We start from the raw sequence: 23236 nt of genomic DNA, 5'->3' as shown, positions 1-23236 counted from the left end.
GTCCGGTCTTACAGGAGACGCTCGCTACCGCTACGCAACCGAGGTGTGAGTCTTAGCTAAAGACGAATGAATATAGGTCTTTGCCTACTGCCAGTCACAGATAGCATGGTTGACTCTGTTTACACTCCCAATAGATAACAAATCCCGATGTAGGACAGTAAATACAGAGAAAGAACCTAACAGACGGTATTCAGATACCACCTATCGCTCAATTCACCCCCTCTGTATGTGCCCGCCGACGAAGGCCCTCTTTGCCGGCGTCGTCGTTCTGACTGGTAGCGTCGCACTTGATAGACTTAACGCCCTATGAGTTGTCCTCCTCCCCTCGTAGGTCTTGCTGGTGGCATCCTCACAAACTACCTCGGTACTAACGGCCACAGTTCGTCAACGCTCTAGATGGCATCGGCGGGAGCGTGGTCGTTGCACATGCGCTGTGTCTCGGTGTCGTACCTCTCGAATAACAGTAGTTATTTAACTCTCTCCAGATCCTTGGCGGCGGTTGTCTCGCGTACGTCCCCGAATCTTGCGAGCGCACACTCCCTCGGGAAGTATCGCTTGCCGACTGGGATCGAGTACGTCAAGATTATCCGGTTCTGTTCGTCGTCCGAGTACGTCTGCTCGACCAGCCAGGCTCGGACCGACTCCGCGTCACCGTCTTGCGTGTCCATGTATGCCCGTACGCGTTCTGAATGAATGGTCCACTGCTAGTGTTCGAGTCACGTCTGCGGATTCCCGTTGAAGACTTGCCGATACAACAGTACGGAGATATATCACGAAACCCTCCTAATCAAAACTAATAATAATGTTGGATGAGTGTTAACACATGTATGTCAACGAGAGAAGATCAATCGCCGAAGGAACGAAAGACCGCGATTCAGCGCCGCCACGAGGAAACCGCCGACGAGGTCCTGCCGGAGCACCGCTCGCTCTACATCGACGGCGAGTGGGTACCGAGCGCATCCGGTGAGACCTTCGAGACGCGCGACCCCACAACCGGTGATGTCCTCGCTGAGGTTGCGGCCGGGAACGCCACCGATATCGACCGCGCGGTCGAGGCGGCGAGGCGCGGATACGAGGAGACATATCAGGACTACTCCACGGCACAACGACAGGCGATGCTCGATACCATCGCTGACCGCGTTGAGACGAATAAGGAGGCCTTCGCCCGTCTTGAATCACTCGATAATGGAAAACCGATAACCGAAGCCCGCGGCGACATCGGTCTCGTTATCGATCATTTCCGATACTTCGCCGGCATCGCGCGTGCTCACGAGGGCGAGTCGGTCGAGACAGACGCCAGTCGTACCGTCCAGACGTTTCAAGAACCCTACGGCGTCATCGGCCAAATAATCCCGTGGAACTTCCCACTGCTCATGGCGTCATGGAAACTCGCACCTGCACTCGCCGCCGGGAACGCCGTCGTTCTCAAACCCGCCGAGGAGACGCCACTCACCGTCCTCAAACTGCTCGAGGCCACGGGTGACGTCGTCCCGGACGGCATCGTCAACGTCGTTCCCGGTCTCGGCCCCGACGCAGGTGCGCCGCTCGCGAGCCACGACGGCATTCGAAAGCTCGCATTCACCGGCTCGACGGCCGTGGGGAGCGAAGTGATGAAGAGCGCCGCCGACAACATCACGGATATTACGCTCGAACTCGGCGGAAAGAGCCCGCTCGTCGTCTTCCCCGACGCCGACCTCGATCAGGCCGTCGAGACCACCGTCACCTCCATCTTCTTCAACACGGGAGAATGCTGCTGTGCCGGCTCGCGGCTCTTTGTCCACGAAGACATCGCCGACGAATTCCTTGACCGACTCGCCGCCGCTGCCGAGGACCTTACCGTCGACGACCCGCTCCTCGACTCCACCGACCTCGGCCCGAAAGTCACCGAGGAACAGGTCGAGAACACGATGAGCTACATCGAGGAGGCGCGGGCGTCCGGCGCTTCCTTCGTCACCGGTGGCAACCGGCCGGACGACGACGCGCTCGCCGAGGGCTGTTTCGTCACGCCGACGCTCATCGACGATCTCAACCATGACAATCGCGCCGTCCAAGAGGAAATATTCGGACCAGTACAGGAAGTTTTCACTTGGAACGACTACGACGAGATGATCGAATTGGCGAACGATGTCGACTACGGGCTCGCTGGCGGTATCATAACTGAGAGCCTCCAGAACGCCTACCGCTGCGCGAAAGACATCGAAGCGGGGAACCTCTGGGTTAACACCTACAACGACTTCCCCGCGGGCCAGCCCTTTGGCGGCTACAAACAATCTGGTATCGGCCGGGAGACCGGTCAGGAAACCATCGAACACTACACGCAGACGAAGACCGTCAATATCTCGCTCGACTGAGCGGCATGGCCGCCGCCGGTTTTCAACGGCTGGATCAAGCGCACGAGAAGTCCCCTACACTATTTTTCGGACGACGTCCATTGGCGCTACACGCTGGCGGTGTCGTCGTCTTTGAGACGGCATATCGCCAGCAGTGTCCTCGTTGAGTTTCCTAGAGTACTTGATGGATTTGACACTGTAGTCAAGGGCGCCACCTTGATTACGGGTTCTACGATAGCAAGTGCCTCACGCTGCTTCAGGCGCACAACTGCGCCTATGTGGTCCCGATCATCTAGTGGCTTTAGCCACCAGAATTCTTCTCGAACCTTTATAATGTTCCAGCGGGCCCTATCGGCTCAGTTCTAGGTGTCACTCCGGCTGGCGCGTCGTCGGTAGCGCAGTAGTGAAGTCCTCAACGAACTCTGTCAGAATCTCTGCTGGACTCAGGTCGTGAGTGTGGATGGGGGGTTCCCAGAGTTCGACGTCGAACGCGTGGGCCGCCGTCGCGTCGCCGTCGGTCGCGACGACCATCAGAATCGCACTCTGGGAGATGACGATCGTTCGCTCGGCGTCCACCTCCAGATGTTCGATGTACGCGGCCTCCAGTCCCGCGCGAAGATCCACGCTGTCAGCGAGTTCGCAGTGGACGACCGGGTCATCATCTGCCATTCAATCCACCATACGGAATCGCGTGTGAAGTATACCCTGCTCCAAGACCGCCCTGGTCGCCCGCTCTTAACCAACGCTTCCGGGATGATGGACGATTATGTTGGTTAAGATCTTGAGAGCCACCGGGATGTGACCGCCGTCGCGTTTGTCGGCGCCGTCGAGGGCTGCGACGCACACCACGCGTCGCGAGTTCCATCGATGACTGCACCTGATCGACACGCCTACTCGGACGACGCCGAGTGCTTCGAGCGCGAGCAACTCGCCAAAGATGCCGATCAAGCCCGGCGACGAACAGACGACCTCACCGAGGCAGACGCTCGCGAACTGATCGCCGACCTTCTTGAGGACGACACCGTGGTGGCAGTGCCGACCGATCGCCTGCTCATCCATGAGCCAGCGGACGCCGTCTTCGAAGACGTCGTCCAACTCGCCGCCTATCACCGTGGGTGGGAAGCCGGTCGCGACGACGGGGCGGATGCATGAGCCAGCAGACGTGTGCGTTCTGCGACGCCGACCCCGACGTCCGCCTCGGCCAAGCCGGGTCGTGGGGCAAGGACGAACTCATCACCCACACCCGATCTGCGTGGAGTGCGCGCTCCGTGAACACCCAGACCCGGCCGAGCAACATCGCTTCGCGTGCGATGGCTGTGGCTGCCTCGTCAACGCCGTCGCCGCCCTCACCCGCTATCGCGTCCAACTCGCCCACCTCGAAGGTACGCTCCACCTCTGCACTCGCTGCAGTCCCACCGGACCGACAACCTACTGGACTCGCGACCTCGGAACACACCTCATTCGAGAAGCTGATGTGAGCACACAGACAGGCGACGTCGAAGCAGAGCAGAATACCGGGCGAGAGCGTTAGTCGTCGTCACGGTACGAGGCACCAAATTCGCCAGTAAATTCGTACTCGCTGGGGAACGTTGGGTCTGTCGTCGACGTCCAGAGATCGTTGATACGATGTTCGATCGTCTCCAGAACGAGGCGAAGCACATCGGTCGGAGTCGATGGATAGGAAGCATCGACAGCGGCCTCTTCGTGCGGGTCGGGGGGAACGTGGAAGTGATCGCGGGTGTTGTGCGAGTTCGGATGCCGATCCCAGCGACACGACCACTGTTCACCCGACCAGCCTTCGAAATACTGGAAATTGAAGTCACCATTCAGCCGCACACGTACCTCGAGGCGAGCCAAGTCAACGACATCCGGATAGTAGCTAATTTCGAGGGTGGCAACGACACGGTCCTCCTTTCCAGCGGGAAAGTACCGGACAGTCTCGACGAGGGAGAGATCGGCGAGGTGTCGGCTGAGAATACGGAGGCGCTCCTCATTCAAATCGTCAGCGCGCTCCATCAGGGGAACGAGGAAGCAGATGTCGAGCCGGAGTCCGATTCGAGCCGGAGTTTCGCTTCGTGGAGTTCACGCAGTCGCCGCGTGACCGCACGCCATTCACTGAGCCGATCGTAGGCCTCGTCAAGGTCCTCAGAGTCGACGTCCGAGAGAACGACTGCACCGGGAGAGGACGCCTCGAACGACGCCGCGAGGTCGCGCTCTCGTTCTCGGTACTCCGCGGTCCGGTCCGCGATTTCCTCCGGCGTCTCGAACTCCCGCGTCAGTTCGGTCACGCGGCGGAACTCGAAGTACGCCTCGTTACGCATGAAAAGCGCGGGGTTGTCCGCGACCTTCTCAAGCACACCGAGATCGACAAACCATTCGAGGTGTGGCCGTGCCCCCTCCTTTGTACAGTCCGCTCGCTCTGCGATGTCGGTGACGGACGTCGGCGACGTCACTGCTGTCGCAACTTCGTAGACCCGATCCTTCACTGTCCGGCCTTCTAGGGTCGCATCCCACTCCCCGGTGAGATCTAGATCCGGTGGTGTCTTCTCGCTCATTACCACCTACTACGACCTACACTCACATTAATTTGTGGCTACCAGAATATCTAAGCGCTATCGTCGGGAGCAGGAAACGCCCGCTGCTTCGCCGACTTAACCGGAGATAGACAGACACCAGTGCTTGACTGGATGTACATCAAGAGAGAGGACTCCACTACTCAATCCCACTCATCCGGTCGATTCATACACATACAGAAACAGCACTCCAACGACGCCCAGCAGTCCGAGACCTAGTAGACCTGATTGCGGAACTAGCTGGCTATACATAAAAACTCCAATCGCTACGACCACTATCAGAAGGATCTCAATGAACAGCAAATGCGTACGTAGCTCGGTGTCCATCAGTATTCGATATTGGATTGGCTCGTTATGAATCTGCTGTTTAGTTCAACCCGTAGCCATTGAGAGAAAGGTCAATGTCGCCCGAACCGACATTCACCCTTCCGGCCCGCGAGAAGTCGTAAGCGAACTCCCCCTTAATCAGGGAGTCACAGACTGAATCGGATAACCCCAGCTCTTGGTCAACTTCAACCCAACCGACCGTGGTGAGGTTTACAAGATTTTCGTGACCCTCTGCGTCAAAGAGCTTAGTTAGGGAATCGGGATAGCCGTAATCGAATTTGACTTTGCCACTGTCTTGGTTAACGTTATCTGTTCTACTAATGTACGGGGTATCCATTGAGACGTTCACCGCCGAACCATTTTTCGTCACGCCAACGGTAAACGAGAGATCAACGTGTCCAGTCGTATCACCTTGAGGTGCATAGGAGTCGAGATATGGGTCCCCAAGTTGCGTGTCCTGAAACGCTAGCTCCTGAGTAGTATGGCCGTTGTGGAAGCTTTTGTCCGTAGATGAGAGATCTACAGCAGGTTGTTGGCCCCCTCTTTGGATCACACAGTAGTATGGGTCATTCGTATCTGTCGCTTCCCAAACTTCGGATCCGTTTCGAAGAGTCCCCATCAAGTCGCCCTTACCCCAGTAGCCACCGTCAGTTGAAGCATGAATTTGATCGTTTGTTCTAATGCTCCCCTTTCCCGTATATTTATTGGAGGGGACAGATCGCTGTTGAATAGATACATCCGCGGTACTGCTTTCTGTTTTTGTCGCAGTCGTCTTTTCTCGTTTGACGAGTGACTTGATTCGCTGGTGTGCAATTTGCTGCCTTTCTTCTATCCCTCTTCCTGTAGGCTGCATTTCTTTTACTGTACTGTCTCGCTCAGCGCCAGATACCGATATCTCAACGTCATGCATCTCTCCCATGGAGACAATTTCATAGTGTTCGTTCAGCACACCATCGTTAGCGATTGCGGCGTAACCAACGATCGGTTTCCCATTGTTCATTGATGCCGCGACCGTCGTACTCTCTCGGTCACTGGCCTGGCTGAAAACAGACTTTCGTGTCTCTTCGATTTCATCGCGACTCAATGGCGAGTCAACTGTCCCCGTGATACCCTTTGCTGCTCTCGAGTTGCTGAGACTCTCCCGCTCACGAGCACTAGCCTGACCAATAAGACTTCCCCCGAGCAGACTGTAGGCAACTGTTTTCAATACAGCTCTTCTTGAGCCATTTTCTCTAATCATCAATCTAATTTTATCGTAGATTGGTATTGAAACTATCTACTACTCAGATTATTTACCTTAGTTATATAGATGAATATATTGAGGGAGACTAGTCTCAGCGTCTATCTGACGACCCCCAGCTGAAATAGACCACGGAAAGATGGAGCAAAGCGATGATTTGACGGTCCCAGCCGATGATGCCGTCCGCCAGCCCTACGAGCGCTATCAGGCAGCGGAGAGTGACGAGGAACGCCACGAGATTGCCCTTGAGATGGGCAAGTTCGATGGCCGCTGCCATGCCGGGATCTACGACCCTTGAGGAGGAGTGATCGGGCAGTACTCCCGATCGAACAGTAGTCGCCACTGGCGACGCACGCGGCTCACATCGTTCACACGACAACTGCGAAGTAATAGGGTGTACAACAGACACACCATGAGCGGTGAGAAGAAACGCGTCCAGTTTCGCGCCCCTGACCGACTTATCAACCGAGCGGACGCACTCGCGGACGTCCTCGACGAGGACCGTACCAACATCCTCGTCACCGCACTCCGTGAGTATCTCCAAGACGCAGCGCATGACGATGCACTCGTCCAAGAGACTGCCGCTGCCTACTACGACGACGAGATCACCTACGAGCAGCTCAAGTCACTCGTTAGCGCCGAGGATGCCGCGAACAGCCGCGTCCTGAAGGAGCAACTCGACGACGACTACATCGACGACGTCGCCGACGTTTAACGCGTTTCTCAACATGAGGCGCATTGGGCGAGTCCCCACTGCTAGGATGATATGCAGATGCGCACAGCGGTTTTCGAAAGTCTTCGACCAATAGTCTGAGGCCTATCGACTTCGAACGTCGTCGTATGCCTGAAGAGCCACCGAACGACACAGCCCGGTCAACTGGTGGTGTAGGTATGCCCCTTGGCGACGCACTCACCCCCAAGCGTCTCGCCGAGAACACACCGGGGCTCGAGGTTGTTGTCGAACTCCTCAATCATCCAGCACTCACACGAGTCTACGTTTATGTCTGCTACTGGGGGCCGACGACACCACCCGACGTCGAAGACGCCCTCGATCTCTCGAAATCGACGGCCTACGAATACATCGACCAGCTCGTCAACCTCGGTCTCATCACACGGGATAATTCAACACGGCCACAGCGACTGACGGCCGAACCGATTGCTGTCGTCGACGAACACGCACCGATCGTCATTACGCCGACCGTCCTCCACGCGTTCGCCCTCCAAGAGATCGATGCGGACGTCGCGTACTTCCTCGACCGCTACGGCATCGGGAAACTTGTCGCCGCACTCCGTGGTGCCGGCCTCCACTTCGCGGGACAGACCACTCAGCGGATGGTCGCCGACGACATCGACGTTCGCGAGACAGAAGCGATGATGATCAGCTACGCACTCGTCCCTGCCCTTGCCGTCGGCCGAGACCACGACCCCTATTTCGAGTATCTCTTCCCCGACGTCTACGAAGCAATGGAGCTTCCCGATCTTGACGAGCGGGAGACGACACCGCCCCCACCGGACGACGGATGAGTGTAGGTTCCCGACACGACCACCGTCTACGGCTGTTGGACATCATCGGCGACACGATACGTCACATCTGACAGTCACTATCTACTCAGCGAGCCCTAAAAGCGAGCAACCGACTTGACGCGCTTCAAGACGGCGTTTTGCCTCGGTGAGGTCACGAAGCCGTCGCGTGATCGCGCGCCACTCACTCAATCGGTCGTAGACCTCGTCAAGGTCCTCAGAGTCGACGTCCGCGAGTACGACGTCGTCAGGCGAGGCCACCTCGAAGAACGCCGCGAGGTCGCGTTCCCGCTCACGATACTTCTCGATCGCGTCCGCGATTGCCTCCGGCGTCTCGAACTCCCGCCTCAGTTCGGTAATCCGGCGGAACTCGACGTACGCCTCATTGCGCACGAAGTGTGCAGGGTCGTCCGTGGCTTTCTCGAGGATGCCGCGTTCGACGAGCCACTCGAGATGTGGCCGTACCTCCGCCGTCGCGCAGTCCGCCCGCTCCGCAATCTCCCTGACCGGCGTCGGCGCCGTCAACGCCATCGCACCCTCAGAGACGCGCTCCGCCACCGTTCGCCTTTCCAGTCTCGCCTCCCACTCCCCAGTAAGGTCGAGATCCGGCGGGGTTTCCTCCGATATCACCCGTCACTACGCCGTCTACCCCCAGTAGTTTTGGGTACTTGGAGAGGGTAGTGGCAGAGAGCAAGAACGTCTGCAGGTGCCCGACAGTCGGGAGTTTCGCAGGTTGTCTTCGCGGCCGATGAAGTCCGCGTCTAGACGGGTTCAACGATGACTGTCTCGTGCTTCAATTCGGGAATCTTCTGCGAGCCGGCTTCGCGATACTCGATGAGGTCGTGTGTGAAGAGCGACTCGAGATCGCGGCTCACTACGGCCTTGTCACGGTCAACTTCTTTCGCGAGGTGCTGGACGGACTCGACGTCACCGTCGTGGATGTGATCCAGGAGCTCTCGGCGATCGCCGGTGAGTACTGCACTCGCGGTCTCTCGGTCAAGCAGTAGGACGTCGTCGTAGCCGGCGTGGATCACGACGCGGATGACGCCGGCTGCGTCGAGTTCAGCGAGGGCGTCGGCATACTGTTCTTGGAGGTAGTCCGTTCCGGACGCCGCCTGTTGGATGAGGAAGCGAACGTGTGGAGAGCGACTCTCCGGGGGTGCATCAGTGTTCGTGAGACACGCGATGTACGCGTCGAGTGCAGTTTGGAAGGTCCGTGTGTAGTGGTCGTACGCGGCGTCGACGAGATCCATATGTGCGTCAAGCCCGTCGAGGAATCCCCGGTAGACTGTCGCAGCCTGCAGATACCGCCCGCGGTCACGGTATTCGTCCGCGACATCGAGAATGGTGGAGAAATCGATCGCGTGGGTCACGACGGGATAGTCGGTCGTGTGTTCGGTGAACAACTGCTCGACGCGCTCGCGATACTCGTCGACTGTGACGTCGGGATTCTCGTCGAACCGTGCGAGGAATCGGTCCCGGAGCGCTCCATCTTGGGCGAGTTCGTGGCGCAGGAATGTTCTGAGGGCGGCGTCGTCGGTAGTCGACAAGACACGATCGATACGCGGCGACTCGTCCGGCGGAACGCCGTTCGCCAGGGACAGGAGGACGGCGACGACATGCTTGCAGATACCCGGACCGTCGTAGGGACACGTACAACTGGGAGCGAAGTCCGGTGCAGCAATGTCGACAGTGACCTCGTACTGGCGTGAGCCATGGATGGTCGCTGTCACGTGCTGATCGATACGGGCACGGTCGTAGACGCGTCCCTCTGTATGGTACGTCTCGCCGCGCTCGAAGACAGCCTCCGTACAGTGATCCTGAACCGTGTCTCGGGTGGGGGTGGTCATTCTATTGGGTCGTCTCAATTGGCGTTTGCGGGTGATTGGTCAGGGTCACCGGTTCGGACGAGGGGATAGTCGATGTGCATCTCGATCCGGTCGAAGGGGACGACTGGGCGCATCGCCCCACACGGACCGCCTTCTTCGAGTTCGAGGATGCCGAGTACTTCGAGGTGCTTGAGGTCACCGTGAACGTCGGAGACGTCACGGTCAACGAGCCGAGCGGCCTCACGCATACTCTCAGGGTGGTGTTCAGCAATTGTCTGGGCGATTTCCAGCCGGAGCGGGGTGAGACTATCGACTAAGTCGTCGTAACTCCCGAACTGGAGAACCGCCCGATCGTCGCCGGCCTCGCGGTCACCAGCGTCCGCGTCTTCAACGAACGCCAGTGCATCTTCGCGAAGCTGTGCGCGGTTATCGACGGTGATGTGGAGTACAGACATAAGTCAGAGAGCGTTCAGACCGCTATCCCCTAGGGATTTCCGCAGACTTTCGGACAACGTCGTTCAACTTGAGACCAAATTCCTCAAGGTCCATATCTATCACCGGGTCGTCATCCCTCTCGTAAAGTACGAGAGCTTCGGCAAGCATGCGGAGCGCTTCGGTCTTCGTCTCGCCAAATGATGTCACTCCCATCTCCTCGTCAACGGCTGTAATACGTCCGTCATCCTCGTGGATGAATTGTATACCGCCGTGGTTTTGGCTACGCATAGGGGTTGACAGCGGTATTCAGACGGGCAAAGGACGGGAACCGGTCGAAGTCATCATCGAACGAGTAGATATACTCAATCCCAGTCCGGTTTAGATATGCCACAGTGACAGCGTCAGGCGGCTCAACGTTCTGTTCGCGGGCGAAGATCAGCCGTCCGTCCGTCTGGTCGGCATCACTCGTATGGACGATCTCGATGTGTGGGCTTCCTTCGAGATACTGCAGCGTCTCGACCGCACGCGCCCACTCCGATCGCTTTTGAATCGATGCGAGTGCCTCCATCATGTTGTGCGTCGTGAGATGAATCGTCGGCAGGTCGCCACGGTCAACTGCATCCATGATCGCCGCTGCTTGGTCGTGGTCTTCGTCGCGACTATTCCGGTCCGCGAAGATGACGTTCGCGTCGACAACAGCGCGAACCATTTAGTCCTGCCCGAAGGATTCAGTTTCCTCGACGGAATTCGTCTCCCCCATGTCGATTGGATCGGGACGCGTGACTTCACCGCGCGGGCGCCACCAGAGTACGACCCCACTCGTCTTCCGCCGCTTGACCTGCCCTGCCTCATGGAGCGATTCCAAGTGGCGGCGTGCGACGTCGCGCGAACACCCGAGTACGTTCGAGACGTCTGAAACCGTCACCGCAGGCGGCTCCATCGTGTCGATGACGTCGAGGACATCCGCGTCCGTCACCGTCGGCTCCTCTGGCTCCGGAATCTTCTCGCTCATACCTATTCTTCATCCGCGACCCACTTCACCCCTTCCCCACACGATACTTGTAGCACGAGACCATCCACCATATCTACGCCAGTAGGGGGCTTCACTTGCTACGTCTCACCCCTCTCTGATCGGTGTGGCGTCGACAGTTCGCCACGCTCGGCGTGTGAGGCCGGTGGCGTTACGACGACGTCGAAACCGCGCGAAGTACTCGACGACCGCATTGTCCGCTACGTCTGTCGGATGGGCGACGACCTCGGAGCCAGGTTCGTCTGCGATCTTGATCGCGAGCGTTTCGACTCAGTCCTCCCACGGGGCGCTCAGGGGGGCGTTCGCTCCAAGGCGCCGTCGCATCGGCTCGCGTGTCGGCCGTACTCGTGACCGGTATAGCGGGGGCGTACCGGGTCGGAGACGGCGCTCCATAATTGCTCGCGGCTGGTTCGTGCTGAGTGCCGGTGCTCAGTCGTCCTCGGCGGCGAGCTCGGGGGGTAGCCCGTCGCTCGTGATGGCGTACGCCAGCCACTCCTTGATTAGGGAGTCGATCGTAACGAAGAGAACAGTACAGAAGACGACGAGGAACGCGACGACGCCGATGATCGCTATCCCGCCGCCGGCGCCGAGCAGGGCGAGCGCGAATACCCCGGCGAAGCCGGTGGCGGTGACGACCGTCGCAATGTAGCCGCCGATGGAGGGTTTCGAGGCCATCAGGGCGCTGTTGACCGACGCACACCTAAGCATACCGTCAACCGGTCATACGGTAGCCGGCGGCACTGATCAGCGCTCGCCCGTTTGACGGCGCCATGGGTGTTCGGTCCGTTATCGCTTGGGAAGTCCTCAGACTCCCAGAGCAGGTCGACTGAGGGGTTAGCGTCTGACACCGTGTTTCATCTGTCCGAGGCGGATCTTCACGGGACACCACACCGGTCTTCATCGGCGGTCGAGGCGGATACCCCGACCCTTGAGGTCGGGGAGGAAGCCGACACTCGATGACACAAACTACACACGATGGCAAGGCCGACTCCCCACATCTGAGCAAATACTTTGAAGTATATCTACGCTTTCTAATGAAGTATAGTGGTCGTCCGAAACATCCATCTCAAGCTCGACGTTCCCGAGGACGCTCACAGCGTTCTCGATGCGACGTTCGAGCAATTTCAACAGGCGACCCAACACGTCGCTGACACTGGATGGAACGACGACCCCACGCAGATTGAGGACACAAAGAACACGCTCCACGACCAGACCTACACAGAGGTTCGAGCGCAGACAAGTCTGCAAGCCAGTCTCGTCCAATCTGCCCGCAACCTCGCCACCAACGCCCTCGGCAATTGCAAAGACCGCATCCTCAAAGATGGAAAGAAGGCCAGCAAGCCCGAGTTCCGAGGAAGCGTGGTCGTGTACAACGGACGCACCATCACCTACAACGACGACCATGTCACACTCGCCACCGTGGACGACCGCGTGACCGCCGAGTTCGTCACGCCAGAAGACGAGGACGGCACGCCGTTTGCGGAGTACTGGACATCAGAGTGGGAGCGCAAGGAAGCCACTCTCCACAAGCGTGACGGCACGTACTACCTCCACGTCGCAGTCCAAAAAGAAGTCAAACCCCCTGATTCTGGCAACGATTCGACCGAGAACGGAGTGGTTCTCGGCGTCGATTTGAACGTGGACGGCTCCCTCGCCGTCACCAGCACGGGAGCGTTCCTTGGTAATGCAGACTACCTCAATCACAAGCGCGACGAGTACGAACGGCGGCGCGGTAACCTCCAACAGACAGGCACTCGCTCTGCGCACCTCACCATCAAGAGTATCGGCTCACGGTTCGCTCGGTGGAGCGCGGACTACTTGCATCGCGTGTCGAAAGCGATTGTGCAGGAGGTCGTTGAGAACGACTGCACGGCGATTGCGTTCGAGAACCTGACGCACATCCGTGAGCGTATCTCCAACGCCAGTAAGTTCCAGCAGTGGGCGTTCCGTGAACTCCAACGCCACGTCGAATACAAGGCCGAAGAATACGGCATCGAGGTGGATATGGTTGCACCTGCCTACACGTCGCAACGGTGCAGTCACTCCTCGTGCGGGTTCACGCACGAAGACAACCGTAATGGTGACGCCTTCGAGTGCCTGAAGTGTGGAAAGCAACTCCACGCCGACTACAACGCCGCTCGGAATATCGGGTGGCGTCTCCTCCAGCACTGGCTCAAGTCTGGTGCTGGACGGGCCACCAGTCAGCTGGCCCTGAAGTCAGGGACAGTGAATGCGAACGGTCAATTTCGACCTACTGCCCTTCGCAGTTAGAGCAGGAGTCCACTGACAAGCCTCGGGGCTTGACCCCGAGGCAGTTGACCTCGAGCGTCGACGACGGCCTGCCGACGAGAGTACTCTCCAGACGAATCTGCAAACTCCTCTCACTGAATCTCCACGAACCAGGAGGCGTTGATGTGCAAGGCGTGTGCATGCGCCGAAACCGTTATGCACCTATGTGCAAAACTTGCACATAGAATGAGCGCGAGCGACGACCCCCGGCGGGTACACTTCCAGTCACCGGAGTACCTCGTCGATCGACTGGACGCGATCGCCGACCTCTTCGACAAGGACCGGACGGATCTCCTCGTTGAAGCCATCCGCGAGTATATCGAGGACACGGCCGACAGCGAGACCTTCCAGGAGTTGGTCGCGACGAAGTACTACGACGACCAACTCGAGTTCGAGACGGTCAAGCAACTAGTCGGCGCTGAGACCGCTCAACGACTCCGCCTCCTCAAAGCAGACCTCGACGACGAGCCACTCAATCTCGCGGCCCCCGACGATGTCGACGTCTACGATGGCGACGCGACGACGGTCGAGACCGGTGACGACGATCGATGAGTGGCCATCGGCTGCGCACAGTCGTCGCCGACACGAGCGCGCTCGTCAGTCTCGCCGTGCCCCGTGCAGACGCAGCGGTCGGGCCCGACGTTCCGGATCCGTTCCAGTACCTGCTCACCTCCTGTGACGTGGTCGTCCCACCAGAAGTCGTCGCGGAGCTCCGCGACATAGCGCAGTATCAGGACATCCACGCCGCCGCTGCGAGTAACGTCCTCGTGGCCCGCAGCTACTATACGGTCGAGGACCCCCATGAGCGTGACGACACACCGGATTCGCGGCCGACGTTCGGCCTCGACGACGGCGAAACCGACGGGATCGTCCTCGCGAACGCGCTCGGCGTCGACGGGTTCCTTACCGACGAGTTCGGTGGGACGAACTTCCCGCTGATTCACGCCGTGCTCCAGGGCCCACGGATCGTCCCGACACCGCGGCTCATCTGTGACTACGCCCGGAACGGCCATATGACGCGGGCGGAAGCGAAGACACTGGTCACGACAATCAGCCCGCATCGAAGCTGGGAAAACAGCCCCTACGTCACGCAATTGCTCCAACGCCTCGACGCGTAACCGGCCTCTGAGTGGCGACGCCCACCATCCAGCGCCGGCGATCCACCCCTGACAGCTCTCGACCACTCGGCAGTCCGCGCCCGCGCAAGCCTGCGTCTTGCTGCCTCCTCGTTCGTGTTACTGACGAGGACCGCCGCTGCACGCCTCTGTGGTGCTTCCGGAGCCGGGAGGCAACCGCGGTGGCCTCCGTCCCTTCTGAGTCCGCCCGGATGGTGGATGGCTACCTGAGCGGCGTAACCGGCTGCCCGATGTGTCGTTCACTCGAACAGTGGGGTGTGGGTGAGGCAACTGTGTTTATAAGTATAGGCACTCAGTTGAATCACTCGAACGTGTGGTCCGAAAGCAACGCCTCGCTGGATGCACAGCCATCTTGACGAGATGGAGATGCTCGGTATCATCACAACCGAGAAGCGTAACGAGGGATCAACCGGTGGACAGTATAAGCAAATCGCCCTCAACCAAGACCTAGACGCCGTATTGAAGGCTTTGAAGCAAACTATCGACGTGGTAGGAGTCCAGGCCTCCGTTCAGCCCGACCTTCCCAATATGGAACTCAGTGAGTGAAGCATCCACTCAGCACCCTTCCCCATCTCATGACTGCACGACCGAAATCCGCGCACCGACTCCTCCATGGCTTAATCAATAGTAGCCGTCCGCGCTAAGCCGCTATCCCGTCCAACGCGGCCATCTCTGCGCTCGCTGCAGTCCCGCCGCGCCGACGACCTACCGGACTCGTAACCTCGAATCTCATCTCGTTCGCACAGATTGATTTCCCGCGTCCGGTCCCGATCCGTTCCTTTCGCAGGGGTATCTCGTAGCGATTGTGTTCTCAGAGAGTCGTCCCCAACTACTATCGTTCTGTAAACCACGACTCAATCTATGGTTTACGAGATCGGTAATCAGACGGTTGACGACGCAATCGCCCGCGTGCTTGACGGGGAACAACTTGATCGCACTGACGCGCTCGCACTCGTCGCGCAGCCGGTCGAGCCCCTCGCGGCGGGCGCGGACATTGTCCGAGCACAGTTCAGCGACGGCACTGTTGATGCCTGTAGTATTGTGAACGCAAAGGCCGGGAGCTGTGCGGAAGACTGCGGCTTCTGCGCGCAGTCCGTCCACCACGACACCGGAATCGACACCTACGACTTCCTTGATCCAGAGACGGTGCTCGCCGCCGCGAAGCGCGCCGAACGCGACGGCGCCCAGCGCTTCGGTATCGTCGTCGCCGAGAAGGGGGTCTCGAAGAAGCGCCGACCCGAGGAGTGGGCGGACGTGATCCGCGCAATCCGGCTCGTCCGCGACGAAACCGATGTCAACGTCGACGCTAGTCTTGGACTGCTGACCGAGGCGGAAGCGACCCAGCTCGCCGAAGAAGGCGTCAACCACTATAACCACAACATCGAGACGTCACCCGAGTACTTCCCAGAAATCGTCTCCACACACGACTTTGCTGACCGAGTGGAAACTCTCGAACGCGCAAAGGCGGCCGGGATGGAGCTCTGTGCCGGCGTCATCCTTGGGATGGGTGAGGCACCGACTGACCGGGTCGACGCTGCGCTCGCACTGCGCGATGTCGGCGTCTCCTCGCTCCCGGTCAACATCCTTAACCCCGTCGAGGGGACGCCACTCGGTGATGCGGCGGGTGCTGACATCACAACAGAGGAAATCGTCTCGACGATCGCCGTCTACCGCCTCCTCCACCCCGAGGCGCGCATCCGTCTCACCGGCGGCCGCGAGGTCAATCTCGCGGCCGACGAACAACACCTTCCCTTCGAAGCCGGCGCCGACGGGATGCTCACCGGAGACTATCTGACGACCGGCGGACAGTCACCCGCCGAAGACCTCGAAGTCATCGAGCGGGCCGGCCTCCAGCCGAACACGAGCATTAACGACTTCGACCCGGACGCCGTCGGACGGGCAGGGGACGACGACGCAGCCGTCGAGACAGCTGCGGGAACGGCGACCAGCAACGCGACCAACGACATGGCACGAGATTGACATCCTCCTCCGCGTAAACGTGGAGGGATCCCGAGCGGTGGGAGTGTCAGGTTTGGAGTCCAATCACCGGACTACCACACCTTTCGGGTACGGGTAGTCCCACAACGTTGATGTGGTGGACTGCTGGCGGTGCCAAGCCGCCGTTACCCCTATCTTCGACCGTGTTTGGCATCCCGGTGTTGTTTTTGCCAGCGGGACCCCGGCAGGTGTCAGCAGAGTCGGGGGTATCGTGTCGCGTGCTTTGAGCAGTCAGCACAGACACACTCTTCTGGAATGTGCGTTCACTACCTGTTCTTTCGGATACTACCTCGTTACGTGGGCGGACAGGCCGCCTCCGTAGGACGGTTCGGAATCCGCTCCGTTCCGACCAATTCCTACTCTCTAGTACGGCGGCCTGTCACTTAAACGTCACCGTGAGAAACCCGGAGGATAGTGTTTGAACGGTGGATCGTTACCACAACTGACGGCGCGTATCCACGCCGTGAACGGCGTGGTATTGCGCCTGTTCAGCCTATAATATCAACTAAGCGTCTACAATCCCGTGTTCTCGGACTGAGCGCGCACGGCATTGGTGTGCACGCACTTGGCTGGTATCGCGCAGTCCCGTGAAACCGCCGCATAGTTGCCATCTCAAACGACTCCGGGAATCACTATGGGCCCACCTTAGGCCCCTATCCATTGGTGTTCAGTTAAGCCCAAACCGACGGTTCTGAGGGGGTTGAGCATTGGTCAGTTCCACCGCATACGCCCGACTCTGGCAATCTTGAACTATATAGAATATTGCTGGGAGTGTTAGCCGATCACGGATGGTCTCCTATCAAACACGGGCGACCAATCATTGGAGCCGACCTGTGTGGCGGTACAGCGCTGTACCCACAGAGTATATTACCCCATAATACAACTAGGTTATTGATGGTTGGAACGCAACTACAGCGGGCCAGAGACGGCGAACTCACTTCCGCCATGGAACGCGTCGCAGAGCGCGAGAACTGCGACGCCGAGTTCGTCCGGCAGCAGGTCGCGGAGGGTCAGGCGGTGATCCCGACCAATCACGCACACGAGTCGCTCGATCCGATGATTATCGGACGAGAATTCTCTACGAAGGTCAACGCCAATATCGGCAACAGCGAGACGACCAGCGGCCTCGAAGCAGAACTCCGGAAACTCCACACTGCGGTTCACTACGGTGCGGACACCGTGATGGATCTCTCGACGGGCGAGAATCTCGACGAGACCCGCGAAGCGAACATCGACTACTCGCCCGTTCCAGTCGGCACGGTACCAATTTACGAGGCCGTCAAGCACGTCGACGACCCCGCCGACATCACCCACGACCTGCTGCTCGACGTCATCGAGAAACAGGCGAAACAGGGTGTCGACTACATGACGATCCACGCGGGCGTACTGATGGAGCACCTGCCGCTGACCGACGGTCGCAAGACGGGCATCGTCTCACGGGGCGGCTCCATCTTGGCACAGTGGATCGAGGAGAACGGGATGCAGAACCCGCTATACACGGAGTTCGAGGAGATCTGTGAGATCTTCGCGGCACACGACGTGACGTTCTCACTCGGCGACGGGCTCCGCCCCGGCTGTCTCGCCGATGCGAGCGACGACGCACAGTTCGCCGAGCTCGAGACGCTCGGCGAACTCACGCGGACCGCGTGGGAGCACGGGGTGCAGGTGATGGTCGAGGGGCCGGGTCACGTCCCGATGGACCAGATCGCCGAGAACGTCGAGCGACAGCAGGACGTCTGCGGCGGCGCCCCCTTCTACGTGCTCGGCCCGCTGGTCACCGATATCGCACCGGGCTACGACCACATCACGAGCGCCATCGGCGCGACCGAGGCCGCGCGTGCGGGCGCCGCCATGCTCTGTTACGTCACCCCGAAGGAGCACCTCGGACTCCCCGACGAGGCGGACGTTCGAGACGGCCTCGCCGCCTATCGGATTGCGGCGCACGCCGCCGACGTCGCGAACGACCTCCCGGGGGCCCGCGACTGGGACGACGCGCTCTCGGAAGCGCGCTACGAGTTCGACTGGCAGCGGCAGTTCGACCTCGCGCTCGACGCCGAGCGCGCGCAGTCCTACCACGACCAGACGCTCCCGGGTGACAACTACAAGGAGGCACGCTTCTGCTCGATGTGCGGCGTCGAGTTCTGCTCGATGCGCATCGACCAGGACGCGCGTGACTCGAACGGAGAGATGGCCGCCATCGACGGCGACACCGATCTCGATGCGTCCCCCGCCGCGGAAGTGAACGTCCCGCCGGTCGGCACCCACGACACCAGTCGCGTCCCGGACGAGATCGAAATCAGCGGCGTCACGTTCACCCCCGAGGAGTCACACGCGGACGACTGAGCGCCTCGTGGACGCGGCCGCAGCATCCGCACAGCCACCCTTCTGAACAGGGCGAGCGCGAACACCGCAGCGAAGCCAGTTACGGTGACAACCGTCGCAATGTAGCCACCGAAATGGTCAAAAACAACATTCATGGCAGATAGCCGAAGTATCTCTGTTAGTATTCGACGTATTCGAGGCTGAGAGCTGAAATATCGAGTGCCTGAAGATCGGTATCAGCAAAGTCCTTGTCTGCCGTATAGATCGTGACGTCATCTCCAGAGTCCTTGTAGCGCTGAAAGGCCGCAACGATGATGGGGACGTCCTTAATCTGACAGCCAAGAACGCCTGATAAGAGAATATTCTCATCACGGTTACGAACTTCTGACAACTCTACGGCACTAATAGCTGACTGCGATGGTGCGTCGACGGTTTCGGAATGCGCGATAAGCGTTGAGAAATCTGTAACATGCGCCATCGCTTTTTCACCCTTAAATTCGCGTTTGAATGCCTCGTAGACCTCCGAATAAATATAGGGCGTGACAGAGACAAATCGGTCAGCTGACGCTGCCTCAGCAACAAGCGTTTCAGCTGCTGCGACTTCGCCAGTTAAACCAAGAACCCAGATGTTCGAGTCGTAAACATCCATTCCAAGCCGCTACGCCGTCTCCTCAAGTTCGCCGTCGTCATCCGCAGAGAGACGCCGTCCGAGCATGCCGACAACATCCCACTCAGTCTCCGCATTGCGCGCCTGAATCCGCTCCCACGCCTCCTCGGCACTCCGATCGGCGTTCACGCCTTGTTCGTAGACGGCAGCTGCTTCTTCACTCATCACACTCATCTACGACTAGATTCACCGGCCGAAGATAAGAATGTATCGCCCAGCGTGATTGCCAGCTCTGGGTGCGACAAGCCTCAAACACTTGGTTAGCATACCCCCCAAGTCGACCACACTCGAATTCCCCAATCCTCGACTTACGCCGCCTAACAGACACCGAAGAACGAACGTGTGACGCGACGGTTCGCCGCGCTCGGCGCGTGCCGCCGGTCGCCTGCTCACGGTTCACGGTGTTCACCGTTCGCGTCGCTCGCGACCGACCAGTCCGGGCATGCGGGCGCTCTCCGCACCGCCCACGCCCGGTCCGGGCTAAAATGGATCTGGTCTCGACGCCAGCGCTTCACCCGTTCGGGTCCGGCGGACCGCGGCGTTGCCGCCCGCGACGGACGGGGTTGCGTCGCGGCGAACGGGGAATGCGCTGGCCGCTCGCTCCCGGCGGGTCGCCGCGCGCGGCTGGATAGTGGCCGCTGTGTCGAGCGCTCTCGCTCGCCCCCACGGGGGGCGAGGCGAAGGCGCGAGCGAGAGCGCAGAGACGTCACTGTCGGTCGTTGTGTGAGGAATGCCGCGATATAGGAATCGCGGCGGGTCGGCGCGTGAGCGCCTTCAAAGGTATACTGCAATGTCGAGTCAGAACGCGAGTCAGAAGGTTGTTTCGGTGGATGACCAGTTTGGCGACGGCGAGCGCGAGACAGTCGACGAAGACGGCTTCACGGTGGTGGCGGAGACGCCGGCGTTCCAGGCCACGGTCAAAGAGGAGACGCAAGCGAAGGTGGATGCGAACCACCCGGACGGGATCGCGGACGCGGATCAGGATCGGATTCCCGGTGTGACGCTCGCACAAGAGGAACGCATCAAGGCGCGTGAAGCGGAGTTGGATCGGATCAGCGCACAGGCGGAACTCAGTGGGCAAGAGGGGCGTGCCAAGCGGACGCGCGACGTCGCGGCGGCACGGTGCGCCGAGTGGCGAGCGGAGTTCGACCGGCGGGCGGCTAGCGTGGATCGGGCGTGTCGTCCGGACCACGATGTCCGGGAGCGGCTCTCACAGACGGAACTCGGAGCGGTGAACAAGCAGGCAGCCAGGTTGGCGGATGAGCTCGATGGGTGGTCGCGGGCGGCGATCAGTCGGCGGCTCGCACAGGCGGTGCTCGACGGCGCGGACATCTCCCGGGCCGTTCTCGACGTGAAAGCCGAGCTCGAAGCAGCGCCTGGACAGGTCATCCCCATCAATCGGATCGAAGACGTGGATCGTGGCGAGGTGAGCGTCGAAGGTACTGTGAGTCAGCTGTGGGAGCCTAGTTCCGCGAAGATCGCCCAAGTCGGGCTGCTCGAAGACGAGACAGGACGGATCAAGTTCACCAGCTGGGAGAAGAGCGGGATGAGCGAGGTCGCTAAAGGCGAGCGTGTGCGCGTTCGGGGCGCTTCGAAGAACTGGTACCAAGGCCGGGTGTCCATCGCGTTCACCGGCTGGACACACCTCCACTTCCCCGAGCGCGGACGCTACTGGGAGTAGAACGACTAGCGCGGGCTCTTTTCTTTTTGTTTGCCGGACCAGACCCAAGCCCCACCGCCCCACCCTCCGCTCCGTGCTCGCTCCCGCTGGTCGCTGCGCGCGCAGCCACAACCTCGCCGCACCACACCGCCAAACGTAGAACCTGGAGACAGCGAACAGTGGTTCTGGCACTGAATCAAGCCGGCAACGGTAGTTTATCGCCCCACGAGGGGTGCGGGGGCGTCACGACGGCGTCGTCCCGTGACTTGGTGAGATCGATGGCGATCAGTAACATCTACGAGAGCGGGTTCGACGAAGATGTACAGACCGACAAGACCACGTCCGGATGTCCGGAGTGCGGTGGGCGCGTCGAGACGAACGCGGTGGAGACAGTCTGCGAGGAGTGCGGGCTCGTGATCGACGAACACGCGATCGACCACGGCGGCGAGCCCGTCTACGACGACGAAGACGAACGGACGGGCGCACCGCTCACGGCGTCGCGGCACGACCGGGGGCTCTCGACGACGATTGGACGGAAGACCGACGCAGCCGGGAACGCACTCTCGATATCGAAGCGTCGGCAGCTCGGTCGGCTTCCGCGTGAACAACGGCGTGGGCGATTCCGCTCGAAGGCAGAGCGCAACCTTGGACATGGCCTCGGCGAAGTCCAGCGAGTGGTGAGCGTGCTCGAACTCTCCGAAACGCATCGAGAGCAGGCTTGCCGGCTGTTCCGGAGTGCACAAAACGAAGACCTTCTTCGCGGGCGGTCGATCGAGGCGATGGCGGCGGCAAGCGTCTACGCGGCCTGCCGCTGTACCGGCCATCCGCTCCCCCAGGGGGACGTCGTTAAGGCCGCGCGTGTCGAGAAGGGGCGCGTGTTGAACGCCTACTCGGTTCTGAACGAGGAGTTCGGGTTGCCGGCGCAGCCGATGCGGCCGCGGGCGTTCCTTGCGCGTTTCAGTTCCAATCTCGATTTACCTGGTCGGATTCGCCGTCGGGCTGAGAGTCTCGCAGAGCGCGCTCAAGAGCGTGGCGTCGTTGGTGGGGCGTCACCGGCGGGATTCGCCGCCGCGTGCCTATACGTCGCTGCAGGGGAGGCTGACTGGCGGCTCACCCAGTCGCGGGTCGCTGAAACTGCTGGCGTCTCGACGAACACGGTCCGGAGTCACCGAGCGACGCTCACAGAACACGTTGTCTGACCGATTGAGATACTGATCACGAGAATTACGGTCATCCATAGCAGATCTACTGAACGATCCACATGGAAAATCTTGGGCGGCCGAGTAATCCGTTAGACCCGGAAAGTTGCCGTTTCACCGTGCGAACAACGTAACCACGGACCGACAAACGATCACCGGGAATGAGAAGTGTTTTGCCGAGTGAAGCGCCCTAAGGGCGCTCAGTACAGAGTAAACGGAATTAGAGGGTCGTAGCTAATAGTTGTTTCAGAGACATAGACGTCGAGCTAATTGTACCTCAACAGAGCCGATAAACCACGAATTTCCAAAGCAGATCTCGGTAGCACTTGATTTGTTTTGAGCGACTTCTCGTCTGTACAGAGCCACTGCTCCGACTCGTGGAGATATACACAGTCGGACATTTTATTAGTAATCCCGCGCATTTGTCGATGGGCTACCTCATGCCGTCGATCTCGATGATTCAAAGTGGCGGATGGGGTGCAATAGCGCTCTATCTATACTCTCTGTTCTTCATGGTCCACTGGAATATCACAACAAGCCGTCTCGCACTCGCAGCCTCAATCGGACTGCCACTTCTAGTGATGTTCCTCGTCGCCGTTTTCAATCACGCTCGGCTCTATTGAATCCGCAGACAGCGTCGGGATGAGTCGTTAGAACGTTGGAAGTGAAGCGGGAGAGTA

27 protein-coding genes and 3 pseudogenes are annotated in these 23236 nt (G+C 59.6%); 16 read left to right on the top strand and 14 right to left on the bottom strand.

Going from position 1 to position 23236, the window contains the following annotated elements; translation table 11 throughout:
- Positions 1-467 precede the first annotated feature (467 nt).
- Positions 468-668: a DUF7967 family protein gene (locus ABDZ36_RS04790; RefSeq protein ID WP_343749226.1), complete on the bottom strand. Its 201-nt coding sequence runs from the start codon at positions 666-668 to the stop codon at positions 468-470.
- Positions 669-827: 159 nt separating this feature from the next.
- Here ABDZ36_RS04790 and ABDZ36_RS04785 point away from each other — a divergent pair, with 159 nt between their 5' ends.
- Both ABDZ36_RS04785 and ABDZ36_RS04780 read left to right on the top strand, forming a co-directional pair.
- Positions 828-2351 (top strand): aldehyde dehydrogenase family protein, encoded by a 1524-nt coding sequence (locus ABDZ36_RS04785; RefSeq protein WP_211313389.1) that lies wholly within the window; start codon positions 828-830, stop codon positions 2349-2351.
- 84 nt (positions 2352-2435) lie between these two features.
- Positions 2436-2623: pseudogene (locus ABDZ36_RS04780) on the top strand (ISH3 family transposase); the annotation flags it as partial.
- A gap of 76 nt (positions 2624-2699) precedes the next feature.
- On the opposite strand, the gene ABDZ36_RS04775 reads toward ABDZ36_RS04780, so the two are convergent.
- Positions 2700-2999, bottom strand: a complete 300-nt coding sequence (locus ABDZ36_RS04775) for a hypothetical protein (protein WP_211313388.1) — start codon at positions 2997-2999, stop codon at positions 2700-2702.
- 198 nt (positions 3000-3197) lie between these two features.
- Between ABDZ36_RS04775 and ABDZ36_RS04770 the strand changes: the two genes are divergently transcribed.
- Both ABDZ36_RS04770 and ABDZ36_RS04765 read left to right on the top strand, forming a co-directional pair.
- Positions 3198-3482 (top strand): DUF8069 family protein, encoded by a 285-nt coding sequence (locus ABDZ36_RS04770; RefSeq protein WP_343749225.1) that lies wholly within the window; start codon positions 3198-3200, stop codon positions 3480-3482.
- A pseudogene (locus ABDZ36_RS04765) lies at positions 3479-3861 on the top strand (DUF7558 family protein). The gene ABDZ36_RS04770 and the pseudogene ABDZ36_RS04765 overlap by 4 nt, the downstream one beginning before the upstream one ends.
- Here ABDZ36_RS04765 and ABDZ36_RS04760 read toward each other — a convergent pair.
- The 3 genes from ABDZ36_RS04760 to ABDZ36_RS04750 all read right to left on the bottom strand — a co-directional run bounded on the left by ABDZ36_RS04760 (position 3858) and on the right by ABDZ36_RS04750 (position 6470).
- Complete coding sequence (locus ABDZ36_RS04760; protein ID WP_211313386.1) at positions 3858-4346, bottom strand: toxin-antitoxin system TumE family protein; 489 nt, start codon at positions 4344-4346, stop codon at positions 3858-3860. The pseudogene ABDZ36_RS04765 and the gene ABDZ36_RS04760 overlap by 4 nt on opposite strands.
- Positions 4346-4885 (bottom strand): DUF7342 family protein, encoded by a 540-nt coding sequence (locus ABDZ36_RS04755; RefSeq protein WP_211313385.1) that lies wholly within the window; start codon positions 4883-4885, stop codon positions 4346-4348. Before ABDZ36_RS04755 ends, ABDZ36_RS04760 begins: the two co-directional genes overlap by 1 nt.
- Positions 4886-5270: 385 nt before the next feature.
- Positions 5271-6470 carry a hypothetical protein gene (locus ABDZ36_RS04750; protein WP_211313384.1) on the bottom strand — a complete coding sequence of 400 codons (1200 nt, stop codon included), beginning with the start codon at positions 6468-6470 and terminating at the stop codon, positions 5271-5273.
- Positions 6471-6609: 139 nt separating this feature from the next.
- On the opposite strand from ABDZ36_RS04750, the gene ABDZ36_RS04745 reads away from it, so the two are divergent.
- The 3 genes from ABDZ36_RS04745 to ABDZ36_RS04735 all read left to right on the top strand — a co-directional run bounded on the left by ABDZ36_RS04745 (position 6610) and on the right by ABDZ36_RS04735 (position 7994).
- Positions 6610-6768: a hypothetical protein gene (locus tag ABDZ36_RS04745; protein ID WP_211313383.1), complete on the top strand. Its 159-nt coding sequence runs from the start codon at positions 6610-6612 to the stop codon at positions 6766-6768.
- Between the two features lie 114 nt (positions 6769-6882).
- Complete coding sequence (locus ABDZ36_RS04740; RefSeq protein WP_211313382.1) at positions 6883-7185, top strand: hypothetical protein; 303 nt, start codon at positions 6883-6885, stop codon at positions 7183-7185.
- A gap of 176 nt (positions 7186-7361) precedes the next feature.
- A complete protein-coding gene (locus ABDZ36_RS04735; RefSeq protein ID WP_343749224.1) occupies positions 7362-7994 on the top strand; it encodes a DUF7437 domain-containing protein in 633 nt (210 codons plus the stop codon).
- A gap of 81 nt (positions 7995-8075) precedes the next feature.
- Here ABDZ36_RS04735 and ABDZ36_RS04730 read toward each other — a convergent pair whose 3' ends face one another.
- The 7 genes from ABDZ36_RS04730 to ABDZ36_RS04700 all read right to left on the bottom strand — a co-directional run bounded on the left by ABDZ36_RS04730 (position 8076) and on the right by ABDZ36_RS04700 (position 11960).
- The gene (locus ABDZ36_RS04730; RefSeq protein WP_343749223.1) at positions 8076-8549 is read right to left on the bottom strand and encodes a DUF7342 family protein; all 474 of its coding nucleotides are present in this window, start codon (positions 8547-8549) and stop codon (positions 8076-8078) included.
- Between the two features lie 203 nt (positions 8550-8752).
- On the bottom strand, positions 8753-9841 hold the full coding sequence (locus ABDZ36_RS04725) for an SWIM zinc finger family protein (protein WP_211313380.1): 1089 nt from the start codon (positions 9839-9841) through the stop codon (positions 8753-8755).
- 14 nt (positions 9842-9855) lie between these two features.
- Positions 9856-10275, bottom strand: coding sequence for an HVO_A0114 family putative DNA-binding protein (locus ABDZ36_RS04720; protein WP_211313379.1), 420 nt, complete (start codon positions 10273-10275; stop codon positions 9856-9858).
- 22 nt (positions 10276-10297) lie between these two features.
- Positions 10298-10543 (bottom strand): type II toxin-antitoxin system HicB family antitoxin, encoded by a 246-nt coding sequence (locus ABDZ36_RS04715; RefSeq protein ID WP_343749222.1) that lies wholly within the window; start codon positions 10541-10543, stop codon positions 10298-10300.
- Complete coding sequence (locus tag ABDZ36_RS04710; RefSeq protein WP_211313378.1) at positions 10536-10964, bottom strand: type II toxin-antitoxin system VapC family toxin; 429 nt, start codon at positions 10962-10964, stop codon at positions 10536-10538. Before ABDZ36_RS04710 ends, ABDZ36_RS04715 begins: the two co-directional genes overlap by 8 nt.
- Positions 10965-11267 carry a helix-turn-helix domain-containing protein gene (locus tag ABDZ36_RS04705; protein WP_211313377.1) on the bottom strand — a complete coding sequence of 101 codons (303 nt, stop codon included), beginning with the start codon at positions 11265-11267 and terminating at the stop codon, positions 10965-10967. It abuts the gene before it with no gap.
- A gap of 447 nt (positions 11268-11714) precedes the next feature.
- Positions 11715-11960, bottom strand: a complete 246-nt coding sequence (locus ABDZ36_RS04700; RefSeq protein ID WP_211313376.1) for a hypothetical protein — start codon at positions 11958-11960, stop codon at positions 11715-11717.
- Between the two features lie 366 nt (positions 11961-12326).
- On the opposite strand from ABDZ36_RS04700, the gene ABDZ36_RS04695 reads away from it, so the two are divergent.
- From ABDZ36_RS04695 to thiC, 7 genes and pseudogenes are all read left to right on the top strand, one after another.
- On the top strand, positions 12327-13556 hold the full coding sequence (locus ABDZ36_RS04695; RefSeq protein ID WP_211313390.1) for an RNA-guided endonuclease InsQ/TnpB family protein: 1230 nt from the start codon (positions 12327-12329) through the stop codon (positions 13554-13556).
- A gap of 204 nt (positions 13557-13760) precedes the next feature.
- On the top strand, positions 13761-14126 hold the full coding sequence (locus tag ABDZ36_RS04690) for a hypothetical protein (protein ID WP_343749220.1): 366 nt from the start codon (positions 13761-13763) through the stop codon (positions 14124-14126).
- Positions 14123-14692: a hypothetical protein gene (locus tag ABDZ36_RS04685; protein WP_211313374.1), complete on the top strand. Its 570-nt coding sequence runs from the start codon at positions 14123-14125 to the stop codon at positions 14690-14692. The genes ABDZ36_RS04690 and ABDZ36_RS04685 overlap by 4 nt, the downstream gene beginning before the upstream one ends.
- Positions 14693-15049: 357 nt before the next feature.
- Positions 15050-15256: a hypothetical protein gene (locus ABDZ36_RS04680; protein ID WP_343749219.1), complete on the top strand. Its 207-nt coding sequence runs from the start codon at positions 15050-15052 to the stop codon at positions 15254-15256.
- 103 nt (positions 15257-15359) lie between these two features.
- Positions 15360-15461, top strand: a pseudogene (locus tag ABDZ36_RS14875) (DUF7558 family protein); the annotation flags it as partial.
- A gap of 110 nt (positions 15462-15571) precedes the next feature.
- Positions 15572-16690: a biotin synthase BioB gene (gene bioB, locus ABDZ36_RS04675; protein ID WP_211313372.1), complete on the top strand. Its 1119-nt coding sequence runs from the start codon at positions 15572-15574 to the stop codon at positions 16688-16690.
- Between the two features lie 912 nt (positions 16691-17602).
- Positions 17603-19051, top strand: a complete 1449-nt coding sequence (thiC, locus tag ABDZ36_RS04670; protein ID WP_211313371.1) for a phosphomethylpyrimidine synthase ThiC — start codon at positions 17603-17605, stop codon at positions 19049-19051.
- A gap of 157 nt (positions 19052-19208) precedes the next feature.
- Here the strand turns inward: thiC and ABDZ36_RS04665 are convergent, their stop codons facing one another.
- Both ABDZ36_RS04665 and ABDZ36_RS04660 read right to left on the bottom strand, forming a co-directional pair.
- Positions 19209-19679, bottom strand: a complete 471-nt coding sequence (locus ABDZ36_RS04665) for a hypothetical protein (protein ID WP_211313370.1) — start codon at positions 19677-19679, stop codon at positions 19209-19211.
- A gap of 9 nt (positions 19680-19688) precedes the next feature.
- Positions 19689-19871: a hypothetical protein gene (locus ABDZ36_RS04660; RefSeq protein WP_211313369.1), complete on the bottom strand. Its 183-nt coding sequence runs from the start codon at positions 19869-19871 to the stop codon at positions 19689-19691.
- 616 nt (positions 19872-20487) lie between these two features.
- Here ABDZ36_RS04660 and ABDZ36_RS04655 point away from each other — a divergent pair.
- Both ABDZ36_RS04655 and ABDZ36_RS04650 read left to right on the top strand, forming a co-directional pair.
- A complete protein-coding gene (locus tag ABDZ36_RS04655) occupies positions 20488-21378 on the top strand; it encodes a DNA-binding protein (protein WP_211313368.1) in 891 nt (296 codons plus the stop codon).
- Positions 21379-21635: 257 nt separating this feature from the next.
- Positions 21636-22556: a transcription initiation factor IIB gene (locus ABDZ36_RS04650; RefSeq protein WP_211313367.1), complete on the top strand. Its 921-nt coding sequence runs from the start codon at positions 21636-21638 to the stop codon at positions 22554-22556.
- Positions 22557-23236 lie beyond the last annotated feature (680 nt).

It is taken from the genome of Halarchaeum salinum, assembly GCF_039520965.1.
GTDB lineage: Archaea > Halobacteriota > Halobacteria > Halobacteriales > Halobacteriaceae > Halarchaeum > Halarchaeum salinum.
The sequence above is the reverse complement of the archived record's forward strand: the minus strand, read 5'-3'. Positions and strand labels throughout refer to the sequence as shown.